This window comes from Aidingimonas halophila (genome assembly GCF_900106955.1).
In the GTDB taxonomy this organism is placed as follows: Bacteria; Pseudomonadota; Gammaproteobacteria; order Pseudomonadales; family Halomonadaceae; genus Aidingimonas; species Aidingimonas halophila.
Genome location: NZ_FNNI01000003.1, coordinates 445,587 through 468,712 on the forward strand (window position 1 = coordinate 445,587; position 23,126 = coordinate 468,712).

General features: G+C 56.7%; 20 protein-coding genes. 9 read left to right on the plus strand and 11 right to left on the minus strand.

Annotated elements, in window-relative coordinates; translation table 11 throughout:
- Positions 1-194: 194 nt before the first annotated feature.
- The 7 genes from rimP to pnp all read left to right on the plus strand — a co-directional run bounded on the left by rimP (position 195) and on the right by pnp (position 8,968).
- Complete coding sequence (gene rimP, locus BLW01_RS08070; protein WP_092568977.1) at positions 195-653, plus strand: ribosome maturation factor RimP; 459 nt, start codon at positions 195-197, stop codon at positions 651-653.
- A gap of 40 nt (positions 654-693) precedes the next feature.
- Positions 694-2,187 carry a transcription termination factor NusA gene (gene nusA / locus BLW01_RS08075; RefSeq protein ID WP_092568978.1) on the plus strand — a complete coding sequence of 498 codons (1,494 nt, stop codon included), beginning with the start codon at positions 694-696 and terminating at the stop codon, positions 2,185-2,187.
- 27 nt (positions 2,188-2,214) lie between these two features.
- Positions 2,215-4,890 carry a translation initiation factor IF-2 gene (gene infB, locus BLW01_RS08080; RefSeq protein WP_092568979.1) on the plus strand — a complete coding sequence of 892 codons (2,676 nt, stop codon included), beginning with the start codon at positions 2,215-2,217 and terminating at the stop codon, positions 4,888-4,890.
- 11 nt (positions 4,891-4,901) lie between these two features.
- Entirely contained in the window at positions 4,902-5,312 is a 411-nt protein-coding gene (gene rbfA / locus BLW01_RS08085) for a 30S ribosome-binding factor RbfA (RefSeq protein WP_092568980.1), read from the plus strand.
- Positions 5,312-6,241: a tRNA pseudouridine(55) synthase TruB gene (gene truB, locus BLW01_RS08090; protein ID WP_092568981.1), complete on the plus strand. Its 930-nt coding sequence runs from the start codon at positions 5,312-5,314 to the stop codon at positions 6,239-6,241. The genes rbfA and truB overlap by 1 nt, the downstream gene beginning before the upstream one ends.
- 97 nt (positions 6,242-6,338) lie before the next feature.
- Entirely contained in the window at positions 6,339-6,608 is a 270-nt protein-coding gene (gene rpsO / locus BLW01_RS08095) for a 30S ribosomal protein S15 (protein ID WP_092568982.1), read from the plus strand.
- Positions 6,609-6,835: 227 nt separating this feature from the next.
- Positions 6,836-8,968: a polyribonucleotide nucleotidyltransferase gene (gene pnp / locus BLW01_RS08100; RefSeq protein WP_175529797.1), complete on the plus strand. Its 2,133-nt coding sequence runs from the start codon at positions 6,836-6,838 to the stop codon at positions 8,966-8,968.
- A 140-nt stretch (positions 8,969-9,108) separates the two neighbouring features.
- On the opposite strand, the gene BLW01_RS08105 is transcribed toward pnp, so the two are convergent.
- The 11 genes from BLW01_RS08105 to dksA all read right to left on the minus strand — a co-directional run bounded on the left by BLW01_RS08105 (position 9,109) and on the right by dksA (position 20,965).
- Positions 9,109-10,287 (minus strand): acetyl-CoA C-acetyltransferase, encoded by a 1,179-nt coding sequence (locus BLW01_RS08105; protein ID WP_092568984.1) that lies wholly within the window; start codon positions 10,285-10,287, stop codon positions 9,109-9,111.
- 123 nt (positions 10,288-10,410) lie between these two features.
- Positions 10,411-11,274 carry a pantoate--beta-alanine ligase gene (gene panC / locus BLW01_RS08110; RefSeq protein ID WP_092568985.1) on the minus strand — a complete coding sequence of 288 codons (864 nt, stop codon included), beginning with the start codon at positions 11,272-11,274 and terminating at the stop codon, positions 10,411-10,413.
- Positions 11,274-12,065, minus strand: a complete 792-nt coding sequence (gene panB, locus BLW01_RS08115; protein WP_092568986.1) for a 3-methyl-2-oxobutanoate hydroxymethyltransferase — start codon at positions 12,063-12,065, stop codon at positions 11,274-11,276. Before panB ends, panC begins: the two co-directional genes overlap by 1 nt.
- A 150-nt stretch (positions 12,066-12,215) precedes the next feature.
- On the minus strand, positions 12,216-12,713 hold the full coding sequence (gene folK / locus BLW01_RS08120) for a 2-amino-4-hydroxy-6-hydroxymethyldihydropteridine diphosphokinase (RefSeq protein WP_092568987.1): 498 nt from the start codon (positions 12,711-12,713) through the stop codon (positions 12,216-12,218).
- Positions 12,706-14,103, minus strand: a complete 1,398-nt coding sequence (pcnB, locus tag BLW01_RS08125) for a polynucleotide adenylyltransferase PcnB (protein WP_092568988.1) — start codon at positions 14,101-14,103, stop codon at positions 12,706-12,708. Before pcnB ends, folK begins: the two co-directional genes overlap by 8 nt.
- A gap of 512 nt (positions 14,104-14,615) precedes the next feature.
- Positions 14,616-14,843 (minus strand): hypothetical protein, encoded by a 228-nt coding sequence (locus BLW01_RS18365; RefSeq protein WP_139243923.1) that lies wholly within the window; start codon positions 14,841-14,843, stop codon positions 14,616-14,618.
- Positions 14,844-15,023: 180 nt separating this feature from the next.
- Complete coding sequence (locus BLW01_RS08130; RefSeq protein WP_092568989.1) at positions 15,024-16,418, minus strand: sigma-54-dependent transcriptional regulator; 1,395 nt, start codon at positions 16,416-16,418, stop codon at positions 15,024-15,026.
- Positions 16,396-19,356, minus strand: a complete 2,961-nt coding sequence (locus BLW01_RS08135) for an ATP-binding protein (RefSeq protein WP_092568990.1) — start codon at positions 19,354-19,356, stop codon at positions 16,396-16,398. The genes BLW01_RS08130 and BLW01_RS08135 overlap by 23 nt, the downstream gene beginning before the upstream one ends.
- Entirely contained in the window at positions 19,346-19,522 is a 177-nt protein-coding gene (locus BLW01_RS18465; protein WP_175529798.1) for a hypothetical protein, read from the minus strand. The genes BLW01_RS08135 and BLW01_RS18465 overlap by 11 nt, the downstream gene beginning before the upstream one ends.
- 38 nt (positions 19,523-19,560) lie before the next feature.
- Positions 19,561-20,448, minus strand: a complete 888-nt coding sequence (gene gluQRS, locus BLW01_RS08140) for a tRNA glutamyl-Q(34) synthetase GluQRS (protein ID WP_092568991.1) — start codon at positions 20,446-20,448, stop codon at positions 19,561-19,563.
- A 79-nt stretch (positions 20,449-20,527) separates the two neighbouring features.
- Positions 20,528-20,965 (minus strand): RNA polymerase-binding protein DksA, encoded by a 438-nt coding sequence (gene dksA / locus BLW01_RS08145; RefSeq protein ID WP_092568992.1) that lies wholly within the window; start codon positions 20,963-20,965, stop codon positions 20,528-20,530.
- A gap of 220 nt (positions 20,966-21,185) precedes the next feature.
- Between dksA and BLW01_RS08150 the strand changes: the two genes are divergently transcribed.
- Entirely contained in the window at positions 21,186-22,355 is a 1,170-nt protein-coding gene (locus BLW01_RS08150; RefSeq protein WP_092568993.1) for an aminotransferase class I/II-fold pyridoxal phosphate-dependent enzyme, read from the plus strand.
- Entirely contained in the window at positions 22,356-23,084 is a 729-nt protein-coding gene (gene sfsA, locus BLW01_RS08155) for a DNA/RNA nuclease SfsA (RefSeq protein WP_092568994.1), read from the plus strand.
- The last annotated feature ends 42 nt before the right edge of the window (positions 23,085-23,126 follow it).

Consider the following 23,126-nt stretch of genomic DNA (forward strand, 5'->3'; position numbering starts at 1 on the left):
TGGCGAGTCTTGGCCAACTTGGTATGAAAGGTTTCTTGTAAAGAGCCCCTTCCAGCGAAGGGGCTTTTTGTTAGCAGCTCATCTGTTGGCGGTCCGTCTGTTGGCAGGCTGTGCTGGGATCACGCCAATCAGCCACCTAGCTTCCTTTCATCTCCTGGCCAGGTGCCTAATACAGCGGCTGTAGGAGTCTGTCTGTGGCAATCAATGATACGGCGCTTACGGTGCTTGTCGAGCCAGTAGTTACGGCGATGGGGTTCGAACTCTGGGGAGTTGAGCAGTACCAGGGCAAACAACCTCGCGTGGTGGTCTACATTGATAGCGCCGATGGTGTGACGGTAGATGATTGCGCCGATGTGAGCCGGCAAGTCAGTGCCATGCTTGATGTCGAAGAACCGGTTGCGGGGAAGTATCGACTGGAAGTGTCGTCACCGGGCTTGGATCGGCCGTTGTTCACACTCGAACAATTCGCACGTTTCAAGGGGCATGTGGCAGTTCTCAAGTTGCGAGTGCCCTTCGACGGACGTCGTAAGTTTCAGGGACTTCTGGCTGGTACTGAGGGCGATGAGGTGCTGCTGCAACTCGACGGCGAGGAGTATTGTTTTCCCATCGAATCCATCGATCAGGCGCGGGTGGTACCCCAGTTTGGCGAATGATTTCGTTACGTAAAGACGGCTATTCCGGCGAGGCAATGGCATGAGCAAAGAAATTTTAATGGTCGTGGACGCGATCTCGAATGAGAAAGGTGTGCCCCGCGAAGTGATCTTCGAGGCAGTGGAATCTGCTTTGGCTAGCGCGTCTCGTAAGCGCTTCGAGAACGAGGAAGCGGCGGTTCGTGTAAAAATCGACCGGCAAACCGGTGAGTACGCGACATACCGCTACTGGACTGTCGTGGAGGATGACGACTTCGAGACGCCGGATTACCAGATCAAGCTCTCCATCGCTGAGCAGCGTGATCCACCCTTGGCTCTCGGTGAGGTCGTTGAAGAGCGTATCGAGAATGCCATCTTCGGCCGTATCGCCGCCCAGACCGCCAAGCAGGTAATCGTCCAGAAGGTGCGTGACGCTGAGCGCGCGGAGGTGGTTCGTCAATACATGGACCGCGAAGGCGAACTGGTCGCAGGCATTGTCAAGAAGACGACGCGAGACGGCTTGGTCATCGACCTCGGGGAAAATGCGGAAGCGTTTCTGCCTCGCAATGAAATGATCCCGGGCGAACGCTATCGTCTGAATGAACGTGTTAGAGCCCTGTTGGTGAAAGTGGATGCCGATGCGCGAGGCTCGCAGTTGATTCTGTCGCGTACCAGTCCGCAGTTGATCATTGAGCTGTTCAAGATCGAGGTGCCGGAAATTGCTGAGCAGCTCATCGAAATCAAAGGGGCTTCTCGCGATCCGGGCTCCCGGGCAAAGATCGCTGTCAAGACCAATGACCGGCGTATTGATCCGGTGGGTGCCTGTGTTGGTATGCGCGGCTCCCGCGTCCAGGCTGTCTCCACCGAATTGCAAAACGAACGGGTCGACATCGTCCTTTGGGATGATAATCCCGCTCAGTTGGTCATCAATGCCATGGCGCCGGCGGATGTCGCCTCGATTCTCGTCGATGAAGACAACCATTCGATGGACGTCGCTGTTGCCGAGGATAACCTGGCTCAGGCTATCGGGCGTAACGGCCAGAATGTCCGCCTGGCTTCGGAGCTGACAGGCTGGAAGCTCAATGTGATGACAGAGGACGAGGCTGAAGGCAAACGCGAGCAGGAGATTGATAGCCTGGTCGAGTACTTCATCAATCATCTCGAGGTTGATGAGTCGCTGTCGCGTGTGCTGGTCGAGGAGGGATTCACTTCTCTGGAGGAAGTGGCCTACGTACCGCGCGAAGAAATGCTGGAAATCGAAGATCTCGACGAAGACCTCGTCGAGGAGTTGCGTGCGCGCGCCAAGGACGAACTACTTAATCTGGCGATTGCCTCCGAGGAGGCTCTCGATGGGGCGCAACCTGCTGATGACCTTCTTGACATGGAGGGTATGGAGCGTCATTTGGCCTTCATCCTGGCCAGTCGCGGGATCGTCACCATGGAAGATCTTGCCGAGCAGTCGGTGGATGATCTCAAAGACATCGACGGAGTGGATGAAGAGCGCGCCGCGGCATTGATCATGACTGCCCGTGCGCCCTGGTTCGAGAGCGAACAGTAAACTGGTCACGGGCTCAGGAGGGTCGTAATGTCAGAAATGACCGTAAAAGATTTTGCAGCGAAGGTGGGGCGTGAAGTGCCTCGTCTGCTGGAACAGATGAAGGAAGCCGGACTTCCGCATAAGTCCGAGGGCGATGCCGTCTCCGAAGAGGATAAACAACGTCTCCTCGATTATTTGACCAAAAGTCATGGTGGCGGTCGGGGCTCTCGCAATCGCATTACCCTGACGCGTAAGACAAAGAGTCGCATCCGTTCAGGCGAGCGGGGCAAGACGATCGAAGTACAGGTGCGCAAGAAGCGTACCTACGTGAAGCGTGGCGAGGAAGAGCAGGAGCAAGCTGCTGTCGAGTCACAGCCTGAAGATACCGGGCCACGTCAGTTGGTTGGTGATATGGCGGATTCCCGGCAGCAGGCTGAAGCCGAAGCGCAGGCCGTAGCAGCGGAAGCCGCTGAATCGGAGGCTTCGGAAGCTAGCGAGGCGGCAGCGGAATCTGTACCGGAGCAGCCCCCGGTTACCGAGGCCACTCAGAGTCAGACTGCGGAGCAATCTGACGCTGTGACAGAGGTCAGCGAGGCGAAAGGCGAAGAGACGCCACAGGAAAGTGAGTCGGTATCTCAGGCACAGGAGGCTGCTGCGCCGTCCCCGACCGAGCCTGAAATCCCCGTGCCGGAACTGGATGAAAGTGCCAAGGGCGGCGAGGAAGCCGGTAGTGCACCACCCAAGGAACATCGTGGTGATGCGCGCCGTGCGCCCAAGAAAGCGAGCGGGAAAAAAGGTCGACACGGTCGCAGTGACGATGAGGATCGCAGTGAGCGCGAAGAACGCCGTCGCGGTGGCAAGAAAACTAAGCGTGCCGAGCGCCGTGGCAACCGTCGAGGTGGCCGCGATGGCAATGGCGGGGGCAAACATGGGTTCCAGAAACCGACCCAGCCTATCGTACGTGAAGTGACGATTCCCGAGTCCATCAGTGTGGCTGAGTTGGCCGACAAGATGTCGATCAAGGCCAATGAGGTCATCAAGGCAATGTTCTCGATGGGAGCAGCCGTCACCATCAATCAGACCATTGATCAAGAGACGGCGGTGATCGTGGTCGAGGAGATGGGACACAAGCCCAAGTTGGTCAAGGACGATGCGCTGGAAACCGAGGTGCTCGAGGCCATCTCCTACGAAGGCGAGGAGGTCGCCCGTGATCCGGTGGTCACTGTGATGGGGCACGTCGACCATGGCAAGACCTCACTGCTTGATTACATTCGTCAGGCCAAGGTGGCGACTGGTGAGGCCGGGGGTATCACGCAGCATATCGGTGCCTACCACGTGGAAGCGGAAAAAGTGCAGGGTAACCACGGTGGTGTCACCTTCCTGGACACGCCGGGCCACGCTGCCTTCACTGCGATGCGCGCCCGCGGCGCCAAGTCCACTGACGTGGTCATCCTGGTGGTGGCTGCTGACGATGGTGTGATGCCACAGACCATCGAGGCGATCGAGCACGCCCAAGCGGCAGAAGTGCCGATTGTCGTGGCGGTCAACAAGATGGATAAAGAAGGCGCGGATCCGGACCGGGTCAAGAATGAGCTATCCCAGCACGGCGTGATATCCGAGGAGTGGGGTGGCGATACCCAGTTCGTCTACGTATCGGCGCAAACCGGCGATGGTATCGATGAGCTGCTTGAGGCCGTGTTGCTCGTTTCCGAGGTTCTGGAACTCAAGGCGGTGCCGGAAGCGCCGGGCAAGGGCGTCGTTGTCGAATCGCGTCTGGATAAAGGTCGGGGACCGGTGGCTACCGTGCTCGTCCAGAATGGAACCCTTCGTAAGGGCGATATCGTTCTTGCCGGTCTACATTATGGCCGAGTACGCGCGCTGACCAACGAGCTCGGCCAGCAGGTCGAAGAAGTCGGTCCGGCGATGCCTGTGGAGATCCAGGGCCTTGATGGCACTCCGGATGCGGGGGATGACTTCATGGTCGTGGCCGATGAGAAGAAGGCTCGCGAAGTGGCCAACTTCCGTCAAGGCAAGTATCGCGAAGTTCGCCTGGCCCGCCAGCAGAAGGCCAAGCTGGAGAATATGTTCAGCCAGATGGGCCAAGAAGAGGTTGCCAAGGTCAATATCGTGCTCAAGGCTGATGTCCAGGGGTCGCTTGAGGCGATTAGAGGGGCGCTTGAGGACCTGTCGACCGATGAAGTGCAGGTGGCTGTAGTATCGTCCGGTGTCGGCGGTATCACGGGGACCGATGCCAACCTGGCACTGGCATCCGATGCCATTCTGATCGGCTTCAACGTGCGTGCTGATGCCGCTGCTCGTGAAATCATCGAGCGTGAGGGGCTGGAGCTACGTTATTACAGTGTCATCTACCAGTTGATCGACGAAGTCAAGCAGGCCATGAGCGGCATGCTCGAGCCAGAGTGGAAAGAAGAGATCGTCGGTATCGCTGAAGTCCGCGATGTCTTCCGTGCACCCAAGATTGGTGCTGTGGCTGGCTGCATGGTGGTCGAGGGTACGGTCCATCGTCACAAGAAGATTCGCGTATTGCGTGATAACGTCGTTATCTATGAAGGTGAGCTGGAATCGCTGCGCCGTTACAAGGACGATGTCAACGAAGTTCGTAATGGCATGGAGTGTGGTATCGGCGTCAAGAACTATAACGATGTCCAGGTCGGCGACAAGATCGAAGTCTTCGACCAGATCAAGGTCGAGCGAAGCCTGTAAGGCGGGTATTCATGCGCGAATTCAAACGAACCGACCGTGTCGCCGATCAACTGCAAAAGGAACTGGCGGTGCTGATCCAGCGTGAGGTAAAAGATCCGCGCCTGGGCATGGTGACGATCAGCGGCGTCACGGTGAGTCGGGATCTCGGCTACGCCGATATCTATATCACGCTTCTGGGTGAGAACGATGTTGAGCGAGTCGAGGAGAACATCGGCGTTTTGAAACGGGCGCGCGGCTTTCTGCGCAGTCAGATCGCGCGTCGTATCAAGCTGCGTCACGTGCCCGAATTGCGCTTTCATTACGATGAAAGCATTGTGCGTGGTGAAGAACTGTCGTCACTGATTGATGAGGCGGTGGCGAGCGATAAAACACGCCATGCCGATGAAACGGGCGAGGATGAGGACAATGAGGAAGGGCGCTGATGGCAAGGCGTCGTCGTGGATTGCCGGTCGACGGTGTCTTGTTGTTCGATAAACCGGCTGGTGTATCGAGCAACCATGCCCTGCAACGGGTCCGGCGCCTGTTCCGCGCTCAGAAAGCGGGACATACCGGAACGCTGGATCCTATGGCGACCGGTCTACTGCCGATTTGCTTTGGTGAGGCGACGAAGTTTTCTTCCTTTTTGCTGGAAGCCGACAAAGTCTATCTGGCCCGGGTCCGACTCGGTGAGGTGACGACGACCGGTGATGCCGAAGGAGATATCGTTGAGCGCCACGAGGTGCCTGAGCTGTCCACTGAGAGGCTGAGAGGCGCCTTAGCGGCATTCCAGGGGGATATTGAGCAGGTCCCCCCTATGCACTCTGCGTTGAAGCAGGGAGGCAGGCCGCTCTATGAATTGGCTCGGGAAGGAAAAACGGTTGAACGTGAAGTTCGTTCCGTGACGGTTTATGATATGCGCCTTGTATCGTATGGTGCCGGTGTGCTGGAGTTCGAAGTATCCTGCAGCAAGGGAACGTATGTTCGCACATTGGCGGAAGATCTCGGTCGCTCATTGGGGTGCGGTGCCCATTTGACGGCGTTACGTCGACTCAAGAGTGGGCCGTTCGATGGCGCTGACATGCAATCGCTATCGGCGCTGGAAGCATTGCATGATCAGTCCAGCCTTGAGGCAACGTTATTGCCGGTCGACTCGCTGGTTGCCCATCTGCCATCGCTGGTGATCGATGAGGTGCCCGCGTCGCGGTTGCTGCACGGCCAATACGGTCATGTCGATACACGAGGTTTGGCGCAGGAAACACTCGCCAGGCTTTATCATGATGATGCCTTTCTCGGTTTGGGCATGGTCAAGGGGGCGGGGGCAGTGGCTCCTCGCCGTTTGAAGAATACGACCGCAGAACTCGGCGGTGTATAATGAGCCATCGACAGATGGCTATTCAGTCGCAGGAGGCTGCAAATATGCGTGGTCTCCGACATTCACCATTCAGGCATATTGCATACTGGAGTAACAGATGGCACTGACTGCTGAAAAGAAGGCCGAAATCGTCAAAGAGTTCGGCAAGGATGATAATGACACCGGTTCACCGGAAGTCCAGGTGGCGCTGCTGACGGCCAACATTGATGGTTTGCAGGATCACTTCAAGGATCATAAGCAGGACCACCATTCGCGTCGCGGCTTGATTCGCATGGTCAATCAGCGTCGCAAGCTGCTGGACTATATCAAGCGCAAGAATTATGAGCGTTATCAGTCCATTATTCAGCGCCTTGGACTGCGTCGCTGATTTGGCGATCGACTATTCAAGAGGGGGCTCTCGTCAGCCCCACCGCCAGGCAAGCTGATGTACGAGCCTGGTGCTTTCATAACAGGCAGCCCTCGAAAAGGGCTGCCTGTTGTGTTTGGTGTCTGGCTTTTTGCAGCTATGTATGGCTCAGAATGCGAGGAACTCCTAAAATGGTCGCCGAGTCAAAACGACCCAAACATGAAACAGACAAGTTGAAGGATGTTGCCGTGAATCCGGTCAAGCAAAGTTTTCAGTACGGTCGCAGTACCGTCACTCTAGAAACGGGCCGCGTCGCTCGACAGGCCACTGGCGCCGTGCAGGTGACCATGGATAATACCGTGGTATTGTGCACCGTGGTTGGCAAGAAGGACCTGAAGCCCGGGCAGGATTTTTTCCCGCTGGCGGTGTTTTATCAAGAAAAGACCTACTCGGTTGGCAAGATTCCCGGTGGCTTCTTCAAGCGAGAAGGGCGTCCCACGGAGAAGGAGACGCTGACCTCACGCCTGATCGATCGACCCATTCGTCCACTCTTTCCCGATGGGTTCATGAACGAGGTGCAGGTGATCTGTACCGTGTTATCCGCCGATCGCAATCAGGATCCGGATATTGCTGCCTTGATCGGCACCTCGGCAGCGTTGGCGATTTCCGGGATCCCTTTCAATGGCCCCATCGGAGCCGCACGTGTCGGCTTTACCGAGAACGACGGCTATTTTCTCAATCCGACCGTGGAAGAACTCGCGTCCTCTGAACTGGACATGGTCGTCGCCGGGACTGAAAAGGCCGTGTTAATGGTCGAGTCGGAAGCCAAAGAGCTTACCGAAGACGAAATGCTGGGAGCGGTACTGTATGCTCACCAGGAAATGCAGGTGGCCATAGCGGCGATCAATGAGTTGGTCAAGAAGGCTGGTAAGCCGAAATGGGATTGGCAGCCTCCGACGGAAAATACCGCCTTGAAAGAAGCCATGAAGAGCCGCTTCGAGAATAAAGTGGGTGATGCTTACCGCATTACCGACAAGATGCAGCGCCAGGAAGCGTTGTCCGCTATCAAGGCGGAAGCCATCGAACAATTGGCTGGCGAGCAAGATGGTCAGTTCGATGCTGACGAGATTGCGGATGCCTTTTCCAGTCTTGAAAAGCGAGTCGTTCGTACACGGGTCACGAATGGAGAACCCCGAATTGATGGGCGCGACCACAAGACTGTGCGTCCCTTGGATATCGATGTCGGTATCTTGCCCAAGACACATGGGTCAGCGCTGTTTACACGGGGCGAGACCCAGGCCATGGTCGTTTCGACCTTGGGCACATTACGGGATGCCCAATTCATCGAGTCGCTGGAAGGCGAACGTAAAGACCGTTTTCTGCTGCATTACAATTTCCCGCCGTATTGTGTCGGTGAAGCCGGCTTCATGGGAGGCCCGAAGCGTCGTGAGATTGGCCATGGCCGTTTGGCGCGCCGGGGCGTCGAAGCGATGCTGCCGAATGACGACGACTTCCCCTACACCATCCGGGTCGTGTCCGAGATTACCGAGTCCAACGGCTCCAGTTCCATGGCGACCGTATGCGGTACATCACTGGCGCTGATGGACGCTGGCGTGCCTCTCAAGGCGCCTGTCGCCGGCATTGCCATGGGATTGGTAAAAGACGGAGAAAAGTTCGCAGTACTGACCGATATCCTCGGTGATGAAGACCATCTTGGCGATATGGACTTCAAGGTTGCTGGTTCGGCGGAAGGCGTGACTGCTCTGCAGATGGATATCAAGATCGAGGGCATTAACGAAGAGATCATGGAGACAGCGTTGCAGCAGGCGCTCGAGGCTCGCCTCCAGATCCTTGGTGAAATGAACCAGGTGATCTCTCAAAGCCGTACCGAAGTCTCGGAAAATGCACCGTCGATGGCCACGATCAATATCGATCCTGAGAAGATCCGTGATGTGATCGGCAAGGGCGGTGCGACCATCCGCAAGCTGTGTGATGACACTGGCGCCTCCATCGATCTTGATGATGATGGCACCGTGCGTATCTATGCTGACGACAAGACGGCTGCCAAGAAGGCAATCGACGCGGTTCTGGAAATCACCGCCGAAGCGGAAATCGGCAAACTCTACAAGGGAAAGGTCGTGCGCATCGCCGATTTCGGGGCGTTCGTCAACATCATTCCGGGTACCGATGGGCTGGTTCACATCTCGCAAATTGTGCCCGAGCGTGTCAATGATGTCCGTGATTACCTGAATGAAGGTGATGAGGTCATCGTCAAGGTGCTCGATATCGATAATCGCAATCGCGTCAAGCTCTCTATCAAGGAGATTACTGACGAAGAGCGGAGTGCGTTCGAAGCCGAAACGGCCGATACGGAACTCTAAGCCTCCATTTGCTGGAAGCTGTCAATAAACGGAACCCTCATGGTCAAAAACCATGGGGGTTTTTGTATGACGAGTCTAAAAGTCAATGCCCCTGCGGTGGAGGCCCGCAAGGGCACGCTTTTATCGCTGGTAGCTGGCGCTTAGCGTTCGATGGCTAGCGCCACACCCTGTCCGCCACCGATGCATAAGGTGGCAAGCCCTTTCTTGGCATCACGGGCCATCATTTCGTGCAACAGTGTTACCAGAATACGACAGCCGGAAGCACCGATAGGATGGCCCAGGGCAATCGCCCCGCCATTGACGTTGACCTTGCTGGCATCCCAGCCTAACTCCTTGTTTACTGACAGAGCCTGGGCGGCAAAGGCTTCATTGGCTTCGACTAGGTCCAGGTCGTCCAAACGCCAACCTGCCTTTTCGAGGCAGCGACGAGTGGCAGGCGCCGGCCCGATTCCCATGATGGCTGGGTCAACGCCGGCATTGGAATAGGCGGCAACACGTGCCAACGGCTCCAGGCCCAGCGAACGAGCCTTATCGGCACTACACATCATCACCACGGCAGCACCATCATTGATTGATGACGCATTGCCTGCGGTGACCGTGCCATCCTTTTTGAAGGCCGGTTTCATGTCAGCCAGCTTCTCGGCTGTGACACCGGCACGGGGTCCTTCATCGGTCGCAACGACGACAGGGTCACCTTTGCGTTGCGGAATTTCGATGGGAACGATTTGGCTGTTGAACTTGCCCGCGTCCATGGCAGCAATCGCTTTCTGCTGGGATGCGGCGGCAAACTCGTCCATCTGCTGGCGAGTGACACCATATTTGTCGGCAAGATTCTCGGCGGTTATGCCCATGTGATAGTCGTTGAAGCTATCCCACAGGCCGTCATGAACCATGGAATCCAGGGCTTTCCAGTCGCCCATACGCTGGCCGGTACGTGAGTGAGGCAGCACATGTGGTGCGAGTGACATGTTCTCCTGGCCACCGGCAATGATGAGTTCGGCATCACCACAGCGAATGGCTTGTGTCGCCAGGTGGAGAGTCTTCAGGCCCGAGCCGCAGACCTTGTTGATGGTCATGGCAGGAATGGCATCGGGCAGGCCCGCCTTGATAGAGGCTTGGCGCGCAGGATTCTGGCCGACTCCAGCTGTGAGTACCTGGCCGAGCAGCACCTCGTCGACTTGCTCGCCTGATACCCCGGTCTGATTCAACAAGTCTTTGATGACATGGGCACCCAGATCACTGGCGGGTATGCCGGAAAGCGAGCCGCCGAAGGTGCCGACAGCTGTGCGTCGGGCTGCAACAATCACCACGTCTTGCATAAAAGCGTCCTCGTAACGTAGGTGGGAACTTCTAGCATAGGTGAGTCTTGTGCGCCGCGACAATGGGTGGCGGGAGAAAACATGACATTGTGTTTTTCTAATACAGGAGCACTGCCGTATGACTCAGTCGCCTTGATCCCCGGGCAGTCGAACGGCCAGGTTGTCGATCAGCCGGGCTGGCCCGAGATGAGCTGCTGCCAGGAGGACGCCATGAGTGGTGCCGGATTGTACCGGCTCCAGGTTGTCAGCTTGGCGCAGCTCAAGATATTCGGCCTTGAACCCTGCCTCGGCAAGCTGTTGCCTTGCGGTATCCAGTGTTGCCGTCATGTCGGCACCCGCTTCCAGGGCCGTACGGGCTTCGACCAGCGTATGATAGAGGAAGGGGGCCTGACGACGTTCCGGTTCGTTGAGATACCCGTTACGTGAGGACAGGGCAAGGCCGTCCGTGGCCCGAACCGTGGGGACACCGACGATATCGATAGGCATGTGTAGATCAGTGACGAGCCGACGAATGACGGTCAGTTGCTGATAATCCTTTTCTCCAAAGCAGGCCAGATCAGGTTGCACTAAATTGAACAACATGGAGACGACGGTAGCCACACCATCGAAATGACCCGGACGACTGGCGCCACAGAGTCCTTCGCTGACACCGCGGACAACGACCTTGGTGTGTGAGGCAAGACCTCGTGGGTAAAGGCTTTCCGCAGAAGGGGCGAACACCAGGTCGCAACCGGCTGTCTCCAGTGCTTCACGGTCAGCTTCGAATGTCCGTGGGTAGGTGTCGAGATCTTCACCGGGACCGAACTGCATGGGGTTGATGAAGATCGTGGCGACGACGATGTCGGCACGGTCACGTGCAGCGCCAACCAACGCCAAATGGCCATCGTGCAGGTTACCCATGGTGGGTACCAGGCCGATTATCTGGCCACGCTCACGGCTCTCTGTCAGTATCTGACGCAATTCGCTGATCTCTCGTACGGTACGCATTAGAAGCTGTGCTCCGTAGCCGGGAAACGGCGCGTCTTGACGTCTTCATGGTAACGACGGAATGCTGATGCAACATCACCGCTGTCAGCGAGGAAATTCTTTGCAAACCTCGGAACCCGTCCTGGTGTTACGCCGAGCACGTCATGCATGACGAGTATCTGACCATCAACATCCGGGCCGGCGCCGATACCGATGACGGGGACCTCGACAGCTTCATGGACCGCCTGTCCCAGTGAAGCTGGCACGCATTCGAGCAGGATGACCGAGGCGCCGGCATCGACCAGGGTGCAGGCATCGGCGATGATCTGCTTCGCTTGTTGCTGATCACGGCCTTGCACCCGATAGCCGCCAAACTGATGGACAGACTGTGGTGTCAGCCCCATATGGGCGCATACCGGCACTCCGCGCCGTGACAACTCCCGGATACCGTCTGCCAGCCATGCCTCGCCTTCGATCTTGATCATTTCCGCACCGGCGCGCATCAGGACGCCGGCGTCCTGTAGCAGCTGCTCGGTGCTGCTGTTGCTCATGAAGGGCAGGTCTACCATCAATAGACTGCTCTCCTTGCCACGAGCCACGCACTGCGTGTGATAGCGAATATCTTCGAGTGTGACTGGCAGAGTGCTGTCATGGCCTTGCAACACCATTCCCAGTGAGTCGCCTACCAATAACACCTCGATACCCGCGCTACTGGCCAGGCGGGCAAAGGAGGCATCGTAGGCGGTTAAACAACTGAAGGGTTCATTAGCACTCCTGCAGGTTTGCAGTGTGCTCAGAGTGACCGGTTTCATAGGCGTGCTGTCTCGTCGTTATTTTCCGGAGACCGAGGTTTGGTTTCTGGCCCTGTCGCTTGCGTTTGCCGCCGTTCACGTTGCGACAAGTGTTACGTGGCCTGGGTAGTTTGGGCGTATTGGTAACATCGATGATAAATGACTCTACCTTCACGGTAACAGTACTCGCAAGTCGTCATTCGCGTATTTGTCTGCCAAGGTGGCGACATCGATATCTCCAGGCAATGTGAGATTGCCAGCAATATCCGCCAGTGGTACCAGCACGAACGCACGTTCATGCATATGAGGATGAGGTAACACCAGCCTTGATGTCTGCATTCGGGTGTCGCCATGAAGGAGCAAGTCCAGATCGAGGGTGCGGGGACCCCAGTGGCGAGAACGCTCTCGACCGTGACGCTGTTCCAGCGCCTGCAATTGATCGAGTAGAGCCAGAGGAGAGAGCTGCGTGATAACTTCCACCACTGCGTTAACGAAGTCGGGTTGATCCTGTGGGCCGACAGGCTTGCTAGCGTACAAGCGCGAGCATCTGGTCAGGTGTGTGACGGGGAGCTCGCGTAACTGAGTGACTGCGCGCTCGACGTGTTGACGAGGCGTGTCCAGATTGCTTCCTAACGCGATATAGGCGGTAGCGTAACGTGAATCAGTCATCTTGCGGAGAGGAGGAGGACCGGCGACGGCGTTTTCGAGGCCGACGCTTTGTTGGACGGTCACTGGATTTTGTATCGACCTTATCTAGCAGGCGACGTTTTTCATGCTCATCGCCTTCTTGAAACGCAGTCCACCACTGTCCCAATCCCGGTTCGATTTCACCGGCTTGTTCACGAAGCAACAGAAAGTCATAGGCAGCGCGGAAACGGGGGTGATCACGGGTCTGGAATGCTCGCTTGCCATTGCGGCGAGGAAACCGCTGCTGTAGCTCCCATATATCCCGCATGGGGAGACTGAAACGTTTGGGAATGGCAATGTGTTTCACCTGGCGTGAGACGGCTTGTTGTGCAGCGGCCTGCAACGCGGGAACGGCGGGCATTCCTTCTCTTTCCAGCTGTTGTCGTCTCAGAATGACTCCGGGCCAGAGCAACGCGGCAAACAAGAACGCCGGGGTCACGGGACGGTCCTCGAGGATACGCGAATCCGTATTGGCGAGTGCTTGTTTGATCAGCTCCTCCGCCCAGGGCAATTCATCCATGGCTTCCTCGGCTTCAGGGAACAGCATGGCAAATAGCTGGTACTCCTTGAGTAGGCGGAACGTTGTCAGCGCATGCCCTGCCAGGAAAAGCTTGAGAGTTTCATCGAATAGCCTGGCGGGAGGGATTTGCAGCAACAAGGGAGCCAGCTCACGTATGGGGGTCTCGGTATTGCGATCCAGTTGGAAATCCAATTTCGCGGCAAACCGTATGGCGCGAAGCATTCGTACTGGATCTTCGCGATAGCGAGTTTCTGGGTCGCCGATCAGACGCAACGTGCGGCTCTCGATATCTCTGACGCCGTCGGCCCAGTCATGAATGGAGAAATCCGCAATATTGTAATAGAGGGCGTTGACGGTGAAGTCGCGGCGCCTGGCGTCTTCCTCAACATTACCCCAGACATTATCGCGCAGTAGCAGCCCTTCCTCGGATTGTCGGGAGACATGATCGCTGTGGTCGTCATTCGGGCGACCCCGGAATGTGGTGACCTCGATGATTTCACGGCCGAAGCGAACATGGACGATACGGAAGCGTCGGCCAATGATGCGCGAGTTGCGGAACAGGTCTCGCAACTGTTCGGGGGTCGCATCGGTGGCGACATCGAAATCCTTGGGCTGTTTTCCCAGCAGCGCATCACGAATGCAGCCGCCAACCAGATAGGCTGCGTATCCAGCATTATGTAGCCGATACAGTACCTTCAATGCGGCATCGGAAAAGAGGCGTCGCGAGACAGTGTGTTCTTCACGCGGAATGATGCGCACGCCGACTGTTTGTCCGGCACCTTCCTGACTGGCAAAAATATGTTTCAAACGTTCACCGGGATACTGGAGAAAGCGGATAAATCCTCTGAACATGAAGCGAATTAACTCGCAGATGGTAAAAGACCTAAAGTGTAGCCGACCACCGACACCTTGGGAACCGGTTGCGGGAGAATCAACGTGTCCAGTGTGGGCCGATCCGGACTGACTCGGTCCGCGATCCACTATAGCAATTGCAATCCAGGGGGGAGGAGACTAACAGGCACCAATGTCACGACGCGGCACAATGTAGAAAGGGGAGACCCTATGGTCTCCCCTTGAAGCATGCATTCAGCATCCGTGCTGCTGATTCTTCTTCGTGATGGCGCATCGCCTTGAATACGCACCACAGTCGTTCAAATCGTTTGGGCAAGCTATCTTCTTGTTATTGGCACTTTTCCCTGTCACGACCGTCTCGTATTCAAAACAATAATCCAACCACGACGGTAGATAGCTACCTTCCTCCGGCGTGTTGTTCTTGTTGCCGAAGTTGCATCCCTGGAGGGCTTGTTCTTGTTATTGCCCACACCCGATGCGTCGCGTCCTGATCCGGACTCTCGATCCTGTAGTCATTGTTGTGATCGAACTGCAACGTTGAACCTTGTTGTTGTTTTGGCCCAAGTTGCGTCGTTGCCGATACCATTCTTGTTGTTGGTGGTGGCATGGCAAGGCCGAAGTGTTACCGCATTGTTCTTGTTTGGCTGAACCGGATGTTCGGCAATGGTCCGGAAATTATTCTTCTTATCCATGGTAGTTGCATGACGCGTGCCCAAGCCAAAAAAATCCTTTTTTTTCATGGTAATAGAATTTTTCGTCGTGCGAGGCCGTGCCGTACGGTCCTCTTGTGTTACCCAAGACGCCATCTTATGGGGCAAGTCCTGTGTGGTAAGGTAACAAGTGGTGCAGAAACTGCTGGCGTCGTGCTTGAAAGTCGGGGTGGTACTGGTCGATCCAAGGGTTAGACATTGGTCGCAATGTCAGCTGGCCGAGCGATTGCGGGTGTTGCGTTTCCGGGGAATACCGAGACGTTGCCGGCGTTCCCAGAGGCACTTGCGACTGATCCCCAGCTTCTGAGCCAGCTCGGTTTCGCTCATTTGATCCTGATGCTCGAGTACGAAGTGCTGGAAATAGTCTTCCAGAGAGAGCTCATCGTCGTTGGGTATCGTCTCAGCATGATGGAAAGACTGTCGGGGGGGTGAAGCGGGCCCCGGCGTTGGTGCGCCACGTTGTATGGTTACGGGGCGTAGTCCTAGGTCATCGGGGTGAATCAGGTTACCTTCCGCCAGGATGACGCCGCGTTCCAAGGCGTTTTCCAGTTCCCGTACATTCCCTGGCCATGGGTAGTCACGAAGCTCTCGGCGAGCGGTGCGGGATAACTTCAACCCCGTGCGGCCATGCCGTCGACAGGCCGACGCGAGCAACACATCGGTGATCTTCAGGATATCGTCCTCGCGATCACGAAGAGGGGGCAGATCGATCTGCATGACATTGAGTCGGTAATATAGGTCGAGACGGAACTCGCCGTTCCTCGATAGGGCATGTAGATCACGATGGGTTGCTGCAATCAGGCGAACATCTACATGGCGCGTCTCGATTGAACCGATCTTGCGAATCTCGCCTTCCTGTAATACGCGCAGTAGGCGTGCTTGGGCGTCCATCGGCAACTCACCGATCTCATCGAGGAACAGTGTGCCGCCATCGGCGGCTTCAACGAGCCCGGTGCGTGCTGCATTCGCTCCCGTAAACGCCCCCTTTTCATGGCCAAAGAGTTCAGACTCGATCAGTGTTTCGGGAATCGCCGCGCAATTGACGCAAATCAACGGTGCCCGGCTTCGTTGGCTTTGCTGATGGATTGCCCGCGCAACCAGTTCCTTGCCGGTGCCTGACTCGCCCTGAATCAGTACGGTGACATCGGCGGGGGCCGTCTTGCGAATGCGGGAGTAAACAGCCTGCATGGCGGCACAGTCCCCCACCATATCCGGGGACTCTTCATGGGAAGACGGGGGCGTCGGCGTTGTGCTGGGCGCATACTGCTGAAGTGTTTTATCGACGGTGTCCAGCAACTCATCATGGTCGAAGGGCTTGGCAATGTAGTCCACCGCTCCCTGCTTGAGAGCGTCAACGGCTGAGCGCATGCTGGCATAACTGGTCATGATCAGCACGGGTGCCGGTGCAGCAATATCGATCAGCGTGGTACCTGAGGCATCCGGCAAGCGTAAGTCACTGATGATCAAATCAAAGGTTCTTGGGTCAAGTGACTCGGCATCACCCAATGAGCCAGCCTCACTGACTTCGTGGTCATGTCGTTCCAGCAGACGTCTGAGCGCACTGCGGATAATGGCTTCGTCTTCAACGATCAGAATCCGGCTCATGAGTGGCGTCGCCATCCTTTTCGCTCAAGGGCAACCACATATGGATGCAGGTGCCGTGTGCTTGGCCAGGGAGCGGTGACTCCGCTTGGATATGTCCCTGGTGCTCGGCAATGATGCTGTAGACCAGCGATAAGCCGAGACCTGTGCCCTCTCCAGCGGCTTTGGTCGTAGTGAACGGCTCAAATAGGTGATCACGTACGCTGGTGTCGATGCCAGGCCCGTCGTCTGTGACAGTGATGTGTGCTTCATGTACGTCACGTTGGGCATCGATCATGACGCATCCGCCTATCGGGCTGGCGTCACGAGCGTTACTCAGCAGGTTCACGAAGACCTGAACCAGTTGCTGCACATTACCTTCAATACATAGGTCTGCGTCACAGTCGTTACGATACTCGACATCCTGACGTGATCTGGCCAAATGAATCAAGTGCATGGCTTCATCGATGACTAAATGCACTGTAACGGGAGCCACTTCCAACGCATGCTTATGGCGGCCACCATGGGAGAACCCGACCAGCGAATCGACGATGCGGGATACACGATCGGTCAGTTGCTGAATATGCTCGGCCGTTTCCAGTATGGCAGGATCGTCGGTGTCATAGCGCAGGTTCTGCGCCAATGACGAGATACCTGTGATTGGATTGCCGATCTCGTGAGCGACACCGGCTGCCAATTGTCCGATTGAAGCGAGTCGAGCGGCATGGACGAGTTCATCTTCGAGCCATTTCAGTTCACTATGATCCTCGAGCAGAATGACGCTGCCACCTCTACCGGTATCGTTGCCCTGCAGGGATGCCCGATGTAGTGTCAAATAGCGTCGGCCGGACGGTAGGTCGACCGGTTGCTTGTAAAGGCGCTCATGCTCGTCGGTGAGAACACTGCCGAGTAGTTCGCACCACGGTGGAGGCAAGCTATTGCGATGGGCGCCGACGACACGATGTCCCTCGATACCCGAGAGCTTGCCGAGCGCGTCATTCCACATGAGCAGTTCACCATCATCGCCGAAAGCGCATACACCAATCGGCAGTTGGTCAAGGGTGCGGCGGTGGTATCGGCGCAGCTCGTCAAGCTCTCGGGCCAGCCCCGTAAGCCTTGAACGGTAGGCTTCGAGACGATTTTCGACGAAATGGATGTCATCGGTAGCCGTTTGACCATCCCGGCGGTAAGGCAAGTAACGATCAACGATATCCTGGGCAACCGAAGGCCCCATCAAGCCGGACAGGTTGGCTTGAATACGGTCGCGTAATCGCCGCAGGGCGTAGGGACGATTTTCATGGTCTGACAGGTTCAGATCGGCCATGGCGCGATCGACTTCGCGATCGGCGAACTCTCTCCCGAGAGCCTGAGCAAGGAACTGCTTGCACTCTTCACCATTGGTGGCCAGTAACGGCAGGCGCTTGGGGCGAATCACAGCATCGACCGAACAGGCTTCAGCAGCAGCCCGCTCGCCTTCCGATGTGGGAGTGATCAGCGACACCAGGATGAAGGTCAACATGTTCGCCGCTAAAGAGGTGAGGGCCACGATATACCAGGTAGGTTCCGTGGCCAGCATCTCGAGCCCTGGAGGAATGATGACGATCGGCGAATGATGACTGACCAGTGGCCATCCAAGCCCAACCAACCAGATTGTTACCCCGGTAATCAGACCCGTTACCATGCCTTTACGGTTGGCTCCGGGCCAGTACAGCAAAGCCAGAATGCCAGGAAGGCATTGGGCCATGCCGACGAAAGATGTCAGTCCCAGGCTGGTCAGGTCGTGATGAATACCGATGGTGCGGTAGAACAGCCAGCCACCAAAGATGACCGTCGCGATAAGCCCTCGCCGCAGCCAAAGCAACCAGCGATCCAGGTCTGGCTGGTGTGAAGGCGGATGGGCAATCAGTACGAGGTGATTGAGTATCATGCCGGACAGGGCAAGAGAAAGGATGATCAATGTACCGCTCGCTGCGGCGAGACCGGCCAGGAAGACCAATGCCTCCACCCAGACCGAGGAGTTCAGGCCGAAGCCCAGGTACGCGCTTCCCAAGGCCTCCGGATTGGCGCCGGCGCGCTGTGCTCCCCATAAAATCAAGGGAATCGGAAGCGCCATGAGCAGCAGGTACAGTGGTAGGCTCCAGCCGGCGTTGAGAAGAGCGCGACGAGAGAGTGTTTCGGCGAAAGTGATGTGAAACATGTGAGGCATCAGAAATGCCGCAGCGAAGAAAAGTAGCAACAAGGTGCGCCACTGTCCCGCGTCGAGTGCCGTTACGCCGGTTTGGTGGCTGAGTCCATCACTTTCGAGCCAGGATTGAAGCTCCATGGGGCCATCGAAAATGCCGAACAAGGCAATGGCGCCTAGCATGAGCATGGCGGCGAGCTTGATGAGAGACTCCAGTGCGATAGTCGCGATGACGGTATCGTGGCGAGCATGCAGCCGCGTATGGCTTGCGCCGAAGATAATGGCGAACAGTGCGATCATGGCGCAGAACGCGAGGGCCAACAGTGCTGGGTAACGATTATCTGACAGCCGACCAATGGCCTCACCCAGGGTCTGGATCTGCAACGACAGCAAGGGCCAGACTGCCAGCAGGCTGACCACGGTGATCAGTGCACCAACCCAACGGGACCGATAGCGGAAGGCGAATAGATCAGCGAGGGAAGATAACTGATAGGTTCGTGTCATTCGTTGGATGGGAAGCAGTAGTACCGGTGCCAACAGGAAGGCGCCAGCTATCCCCAGATAGTAAGCGAGGTAGCCGTAACCCGACTGGCTTGCGAACTCCAGACTGCCATACGTTGCCCATGCGCTGGCATAGACGCCGAGCGCCAAGGTATAAATGATCGGATGCCTGACAATGCGTGTGGATATCCAGCCCCGTTCAACGGCCAGAGCGCATAGGAACAGTAGCGCCATGTAGCCGATACCCAGAAGACAGATACCAACGAAACTACCGCTCATCGAGATGCCTCTTCTGCTCCAGCCAGAAAGAGAGTGCGACAAGAATGCCCCAGATCAAAAAGGGACGATACCAGGCTTCTCCTGGAGTGGCCCATCCACTCATGAGCATCGGCGACAGCAGGTAACCGCCGAATACCAGGAACAACATGATGCGGTATACATACATAAGAACACCGATCGGCTAATGATAGTGGAGACGAGATGCTACCAGCCTGGTTCCTGACGCTGGGTGTTGGCAGGTAGTTTACCGACCTCCCAGTGGTGAATTGCGAATTCCAGTTGGTCATGAACGGTGGCATCCGCCAATGCTTTTGGCGGTGACTGGTCCAGAGCGATCAAGGCTCGGTAAAGCTGATCACGCACGGCGTCTCCCTGGTATGGCAAGGGGGCGGCCAGATTCTGTTTGGAAAGTTTTTGCCCATCAGGACCGATAATGAGTGGCAGGTGCAAATAGTCTGGTTGCGATGCGCCGAGAGCGATCTGTAACTGGCGTTGCCAGGGGGTATTGTCAAGCAGGTCGTATCCTCGCACGATATCGGTGATTCCTTGGTCGGCATCATCGACAACCACTGCCAACTGATAGGCCCAGAGATCATCTTTACGCTTGAGAATGACATCGCCGAATTCGGCTGGATCCAGCGTCTGACAGCCGAATAATCTGTCACTCCATTCCACCGGACGTATCCCCAGATCGCTACGCCAACGCCAGGCAACTGGCATGCCGGGTTCTCGGACCCCGGCACGGCACCAACCGGGATAGATGGGGTGGTTACGCCATTGTTTACGCGAACAGCTACAGGGGTAAACAAGGCCATCCTGAAGCAATCTATCCAAGGCCTCCTGATAAGCGTCACCACGCGTCTGCTGATATCGGATATCCTCGTCCCAGCATAGGCCGAAGGCTTCAAGCTGACGCAGGATGGTATCGCTGGCTCCGGCAGGACACCGCGGGGGATCGATATCCTCGATACGAACAAGCCATTTTCCACCGAAGTGACGGGCATCCAGGAAGCTGCCTAGCGCAGCGATCAAGGAACCGAAATGCAAGGGGCCGGAAGGTGTCGGGGCGAAGCGGCCGCGATAAGCACTCATAGGGATTGTACAAAAGGAAGGGCCCGCGGCTTGGGAGGTATGCCGCGGGCAGGGAAACGCATTACCGGCACGAGCTCGATCAACCCCCGAGCTGTTTTTCCTTGAGTTCGTCCAGCGTCTTGCAATCGACGCATAGCGTGGCGGTGGGGCGTGCCTCGAGACGGCGAATACCGATTTCTACACCGCAGGCTTCGCAGTAACCGTATTCTTCTTCATCGATTTTCTCGATGGTCTCATTGATCTTCTTGAGCAATTTGCGCTCTCGGTCGCGAGTGCGCAATTCGAGGCTAAAGCCCTCTTCCTGGGTTGCCCGGTCAGCCGGATCGGCATAATTGTTGGCTTCTTCCTGAAGGTGGCGGACAGTCCGGTCGACTTCCTCCATCAGCTCCTGCTTCCAGCTCAACAAAATCTGCCGGAAATGCTCCAGCTGTTTCTCGTTCATGTACTCTTCACCCGGCGCGGCTTCATAAGGGGTGAATTTCTTCAGCGCTTCCGCTTTCTGCTCTGTTGCTGGCATGGGGCTGCCTCATTACGTGAGTGACTGCTGATGAATACCTGACGTTGAGTGAGGTATCTCCCGCCAAAGGTATGCCTGTTTAGCGAAAATTTTCGGGCTTTGCAACCACTGGATGAAGGAACATGCCATGCGCAATACTCCCTGCCAAGCGTACACTGTTATTGGACAATGTCATACAGAGTCGGTGCCCTATCTGTAAAGGGGTAGGCAGGAGAGGAGGATGCGCTGGAATTCAAGGGTCAACTATGTCAAGCCCTTTCAGGTGATGGGGTTGTTGGAGGCCGCTCAGGCACGGGAACGTGCGGGGCATGATGTGATCCATCTTGAAGTGGGAGAGCCGGATTTCCCGACACCGGCGCCTGTTCTTGAAGCTGCGCATCAGGCATTGACGGATGGGCAGACACGCTATACGCCGGCGACGGGGCTTCCTGCATTGCGCGAGGCGATCGCAGGACATTATGCCGCGCAGTTTGGCACAGCGGTGGACCCTGGCCGTATCATCGTTACACCGGGTGCGTCGGGAGCCCTGTTGTTGGCCAGTCAACTCTTGGTCGGGCCAGGTGATCACGTCATCATGGCCGACCCGAATTACCCATGTAATCGGCATTTCATGGCGTTGGCGGGGGCAGCGCTGGAGACTGTCCCTGTAGGGCCGGAAAGTGGCTGGCAGCTTGATGCGTCACGAGTCGCTTCACACTGGCGGGCAGATACCCGGTTGGCCATGCTGGCCACACCCTCCAACCCCACGGGACATATGCTAGATGCAGATCAGTTGTCGGCAGTGGTCAATACGGTCATGCGCCGCGGCGGCCACTTGCTGATCGATGAGATCTATCAGGGGTTGACATACGACATGGCCCCGGTCTCTGCCGTTTCATGCACTGATGACGCCTTTGTCGTCAATAGCTTCTCGAAGTATTTTGGTATGACGGGGTGGCGTCTTGGCTGGTTGGTCGCACCAGCTTCTGCGGTGGAGCCTTTGACACGGCTGGCGCAAAACCTATTCCTGGCCCCCTCCACGCCTGCCCAATACGCGGCGTTGTCAGCCTTCGATGATGCAACTTACGATGAGTTGGAATCCCGGCGTCACGAGTTGCACCTGCGTCGCGATGCCCTGTTGAGCGGCTTGGCACGCCTTGGCCTGGCTCCTTCTCAGCCGCCCCAGGGAGCGTTCTACCTGTGGCTGGATATCTCTCGTTACAGCCGGGACAGCCAAAGGTTCTGTCGGCAGTTCCTGGAAGAGGAGGATGTCGCGATAACACCGGGTGTCGATTTTGCGGTCAATGGGGGAGAGCATCACATCCGGATTGCGTTTACGACGGGAATCGACCGCCTCGAAGAGGCCGTCAGTCGTCTGGAGCGGTTCCTGTCACATCATTCAGGGAGATAAATGGACTATCTGCAATTGATACCAGGGACGTTACGCCGCCGTTACAAACGCTTTCTGGCGGATGTGGTGCTAGATGATGGCTCCCTGGTGGTAGCCCATTGCCCCAATACCGGCTCAATGCGAGCCGTCAACGTACCGGGTTGTCGCGTATGGTTATCGGCAAGTGATAATCCCAAGCGCAAGCTTCCATGGACTTGGGAATTGATCGAGTTGCCGCAGGAAGATGGCAGCACCGCGATGGTGTCGGTGCATACCGGCCGCGCCAACGATATCGTCGAAGAAGCCTTGCGATATGGTCATGTACCGGAGTTGGCCGGGTATACCGGCTTGCGTCGTGAGGTAGTTCATGGGGCCGCTCGACTGGATTTCCAACTCGATGGCAGCGATAGAGCCCCTTGTGTCGTTGAGGTCAAGCAGGTCACGCTGCGTGAGGCCGATGGTCGTGGCTATTTCCCTGATGCAGTCAGTGTGCGAGGACGAAAGCATCTCGATAGCCTGACGTCGCTGGTGGCTCAAGGCCGGCGTGCCGTGCTGTTGTTTTGCGTGGCGCATACCCAGATTGAAGAGGTTGCTCCCGCTGTACATCTGGACCCGCGTTATGCTTCAAGCCTGAAAGAATGTGTGGGGAACGGGGTAGAGGTACTGGCATATGGCTGTCGGGTGACAACCCACTCAGGGCAGCCCCGAGCCATCCATCTGGCAGATCGTCTATCGGTGATGATGACGTAACAGTCCCTGAGTGCCGATCGATGTAGCAGCGCTGAATGAAGC